This is a genomic window from Colwellia sp. D2M02 (genome assembly GCF_018860755.1).
GTDB lineage: Bacteria > Pseudomonadota > Gammaproteobacteria > Enterobacterales > Alteromonadaceae > Colwellia > Colwellia asteriadis.
The window spans coordinates 1-4269 of record NZ_JAHKPW010000045.1 but is presented as its reverse complement, the minus strand read 5'-3'; the positions used below and the strand labels follow the sequence as shown (position 1 = coordinate 4269).

Below are 4269 nucleotides of genomic sequence, written 5' to 3'. Positions count from 1 at the left end.
CTGTTCAACAAAGCGTAAAACGCTTTTAGCCGAATCCTTCGGACAGCGTTTGTTGGTCATTTTTACTGCGTTATCGCCTTTTTAGGTAACGCTACATGGATGTAGCTTATTAGACAATGCAGGAGCTTATTGTCCTGAATAACTACATTACAAAGGCTCTGCCTTGTATAAATACCCAACAAAAAGCTGCAAAAATAATCTCGAAAGATCAACCGTCCCTAGTGTAACCCTAAAGTGAAATAGTACTTATTTAAAGTACTATTTTTTTGCACCACACGAATATAAACAAGGCGCTTTGTTATGACTTAAATTAAAGTTTTTATAATGGCTATAAGCAATAATTATAGAGCCGATAACGGTCATTGTTTTTTCACCTAAACTACCTATCTTTTCTTCTCCTAACAACACCGCTAAAACTAAAAAAATCAAACCAACTACGCCAATCAAAAGCACCGATATTTTATTATGTTTTTTATAACCTAATATTAATGCATAGCAGCTGATAGGAACCACAATAAGCACCATGGCATAATGATATGTTTCTTGCTCTAGTGATAATTGAGCAATACTAGGTAGTAATATAATGAGTAGCGGTAACGCTAAACAGTGAGCTAAGCATAACAGTGATATACCAATGGCTATTTTATCACTAGTGATAGATATTTCTTTCATTGAACGAGCCTTATGTTTTATTAAATTTTTGTATTTTTATCCTAGTTGCCATTTCACTCTGAACATGAGTTACAAATACAATTTAGTTCTATGTGTGAGGATAGTAATTGGTACCCTGTTTCTTTTATATTGCTGTCTAATGCCGCCAAGTGAGACTGGTTGAGCTCAATTTCATCTACACGCTGACATTGGTGACAAAAAAGCAATTGTGAAATAGTTTGCTCTGGCGTACTTTTAATATGTCGACAAGCTACATACTTGTTAGCAATATGTAGTCGGTGAATGAGTTGAGATTGCTCTAAAAACTCTAAAATACGATAAACAGACATTGGGGGTAATGATTGTTGAAAATTACGCTTGAATAAGTCAATCAACTCATATGCCGATACGGCTTTACCAGCCTGTAATAATAAGGTCAGCACGAGTTTTCTTTTTGAGGTCAGTTGCACTCCAAGCTGTCGACATTTATCTTCCGCTTGCGTTAATCGTAACTGCGTTACGTCCATGTGATTACCTTAATTTAATGTCAATATTGTTTTTGAGGGGGTTAATAAATATGAGCCTTGCTTGTTTTCGCGTATCCATATTGCCCGTACTTGTTCAATGGCTGGGTAATGCTTAAATAACTCAAGTGAAATATTGTTTACTTTAGAGATTGATGCACAAGTAAATTGATAATTAATTTCTATTTCTGCGTGATTTTCGGCTCTGCTTGATCGATTGTTATATGGTTTTGTGGCTTTGTGGCTTTGTGTTTTTGGGTCAACAGCCTGGGTATCAATTAAAGTATCTATTAACCGGCAGTCACCATTATCGAGCGTTAATATATTGTTAGTTGAAGCAAGATTATTTTTAATACGATTCAACGTAGCCAGTTCCTGTTCAGTAGCGGCCTGATGTTCAAACCCGAGTAAACTGTCAGCAGGTGATAAAATTTGCACCATTAAACTATTACCCTCAATGATCATTGTTAACTCAGCATAGCCATGTTGGTGTGCATTATGTTTATTCGTATTATGCTTATTAGTATTGTGAGTAGAGTAGGTTGTATGATCGTGTGCTAGTGCAATACTGTGTGAAGCAGCACTATTAAGTAGTAGTAACTTTAAAGTTACTACTATTAAATACTTTACTTTTGTATTGCGTATTAAACTCTCCATTAGACTAATTCACAAAATCTAACGTGAGCAATAAGCGGTGTTCATTTTGAGCAAGGATCGGTGAGCGGTGCACTAAGCCAGCATTTTCATTGTTATGCCATGACTCCCCTTTTAATAAGGCAACATCTCCCGATGATAATTGCTGAACAGTAGCGTCAGGGTTAATAATGCCAGAACATTCATCACTTAGTCCTTCACTGCCTGCACCTAGTTTTGTGCGATTTACTGCATTATGAGGTAGCCATTGTGTTGCCGAACCATAAAAGGTAGTAATTAAACGGCAAGGTACTTTATCAACATGAAACTTGGGGCACATAGGGCTATCGAGTAGCTTCAATCGTAACCCCGCATATTCTAAATCAAAAAGCGTACAAAACATGTCAACCAACAAGCAAATATGTTCGCGAAGCTCTTTACTTGTCTCAATATCTGCGAAACACTCCCGCACATGTTCGCGTATATTGTTAGGGCTTACAGTCATTATGCTTTTAAACGCGGGCTTTTTAAGAATTATTTCTTCAATACATTCTTTCATATTGCTCGGTAATGGTCGTTTCCAAACCGCTAAGTTGATATCGTCTTCATAAATATCTGCAAGTACTGAGTAGTGTTCAGACATCGTTGTGCGCCGTAAAATGTTTGTTTCGCATTGACTTTTTTGAAGCGTGTTATTCGTATCTATCATCGATAATACCTGCCAAGCGGCGTGTTAAATTATAATGTATTTAGTTGTGTTGTTATTTACGGTATATGAAGCTTATTCGTAAATAATGAATTGCATACTAATGTGATATAGTAACATTATCAAATGGTATTTATTTTTTTATTAGTTTATTTTTAATGTGTTATCAATTCGCTTCTATTTTATTTTTGTGATTTTATCTTTTTATCGGCTACTTTTACTGACAGTGAGTAAGCTGGAGTATTATGCTGTGATAGCTGCTCTACAGAGGATAAGTTACCGTTTTGATTGTTATCCAAGTCGCTGTAAATATGGGGTTTTATTGCCGTGTTAATTGTTAACTTTTGCTATAAAGTAAAGGCAGAATGGTTTATTTCTCAAAGATGTTAATAAGAAGGTGGGGTAGAGCTCCCCACCATTAAATAAAGCGTTTTAAGTTTAAGTTGTTGATATCAAAAGGTGGCTTTGACTTTTGGGTTGCGACTCATCAATACTAAAAATGCTGACATAAACAGGACTAATGTTGCTGGCGTTGGTATGGCTGCTGCGCCAATAATACGTCCATCATCTAACCTAACGATATACCCTATATCGGCAAATGAGGCTAAAGTGGTGTTACTTAACGTGGTGGGGAAGTTTAAATAGCCCGTCATTAAATCTGAGTCATTGCCTGTAGGAGTAAGCCATGTTTCATCCCAATGGCCGTTTGCTGTACCTGGGCCGCCGTCTAATTCTACGGGAATATAGCTTGCTGAGGGCAAGTTAAACTCTTCTTGGTACATTGCTAAGCCATGTGCGCCAGTATATTGCCCAGTACCATTAACATAAACACTCTGATACCCCAAAAATCCATAATCAGAAGGGTTCCATAAGGTACCAAAACCCATAACATGAGCCATTTCATGAAGAATAACGGCAAACAAGGCGCCCGATGATTCTAAGCTTGCTAAGTCCGCTATATCAAAGCGCATACTACCTATGGTGGTATATAAAAACCCATCAGCTCCTCCAACGTAATTTGGTCCTGCACTGCCTAATATTCCATTTACACCATCAATATCTTGACCTGATGCGTTAATTGTTAATGAAATATCTGCATCAGCTTGTGTGCCAATTATATGGCTTTGCCAGAAGCTTGAAGCAATATCAAAAATAGCTGACTGTGAAGTTGTTAAGCCACCATTGTCAGCAATATTAATGTTAAACAATCCAGCATTAGCCGTAAGTGATGATAGGGCCAATATTGAACCACATAACATGCCTTTAAATAAATTTTTCATATAACCTCCTTCAAATGATTAAAATATACTTTATAAACTCTTTGGCAAAACAGTAAATAGTATTTATTACAATGGTTTATTTGATTTTTATGTGATGTTCTTAGTGAGTTTTTATTGGAGTATAGTATAAAAATCATTAACACATTTTTTATGGTGCTTTTGGCCGCTGTACAGATTGACTCTTTGAGTTGTGGCAACTTGTTCAGTGATAATATCTAAATGCTGTAATCATATTAAACTTAACTTTTGTACGGTTGAGTAAACTATTCATTTATTTAATTTCTAAGTTCTAAGATAAGTAATTAGTATTGCCGTTTTGAAAATTAAAAATCAATACTATGTACTAGAGGCTGTTGACCTTTCACTGTTAAATTTTGTTCGAGATGAAAGCGCTTTAATCGCGGCGGACAGCGTTTGTAGGTCATTTTTACTGCGTTATCATCTTTTATGTGACGATACATGGATGTAGCTTATT

The 4269-nt window shown here is 36.1% G+C and carries 5 protein-coding genes and 1 pseudogene; 1 reads left to right on the top strand and 5 read right to left on the bottom strand.

What is annotated here, in order from left to right:
• Positions 1-238: pseudogene (locus tag KO495_RS17515) on the top strand (hypothetical protein); the annotation flags it as partial.
• A gap of 20 nt (positions 239-258) precedes the next feature.
• On the opposite strand, the gene KO495_RS07635 reads toward KO495_RS17515, so the two are convergent.
• From KO495_RS07635 to KO495_RS07615, 5 genes are all read right to left on the bottom strand, one after another.
• Complete coding sequence (locus KO495_RS07635; protein ID WP_215979814.1) at positions 259-672, bottom strand: MerC domain-containing protein; 414 nt, start codon at positions 670-672, stop codon at positions 259-261.
• A 53-nt stretch (positions 673-725) separates the two neighbouring features.
• Positions 726-1178 carry a transcriptional repressor gene (locus KO495_RS07630; RefSeq protein ID WP_215979813.1) on the bottom strand — a complete coding sequence of 151 codons (453 nt, stop codon included), beginning with the start codon at positions 1176-1178 and terminating at the stop codon, positions 726-728.
• Between the two features lie 9 nt (positions 1179-1187).
• On the bottom strand, positions 1188-1832 hold the full coding sequence (locus KO495_RS07625) for a DUF2796 domain-containing protein (protein ID WP_215979812.1): 645 nt from the start codon (positions 1830-1832) through the stop codon (positions 1188-1190).
• 4 nt (positions 1833-1836) lie between these two features.
• Positions 1837-2451, bottom strand: a complete 615-nt coding sequence (locus KO495_RS07620) for a DUF1826 domain-containing protein (RefSeq protein WP_252738864.1) — start codon at positions 2449-2451, stop codon at positions 1837-1839.
• A 515-nt stretch (positions 2452-2966) separates the two neighbouring features.
• Positions 2967-3794 carry a leishmanolysin gene (locus tag KO495_RS07615; protein ID WP_252738863.1) on the bottom strand — a complete coding sequence of 276 codons (828 nt, stop codon included), beginning with the start codon at positions 3792-3794 and terminating at the stop codon, positions 2967-2969.
• Positions 3795-4269 lie beyond the last annotated feature (475 nt).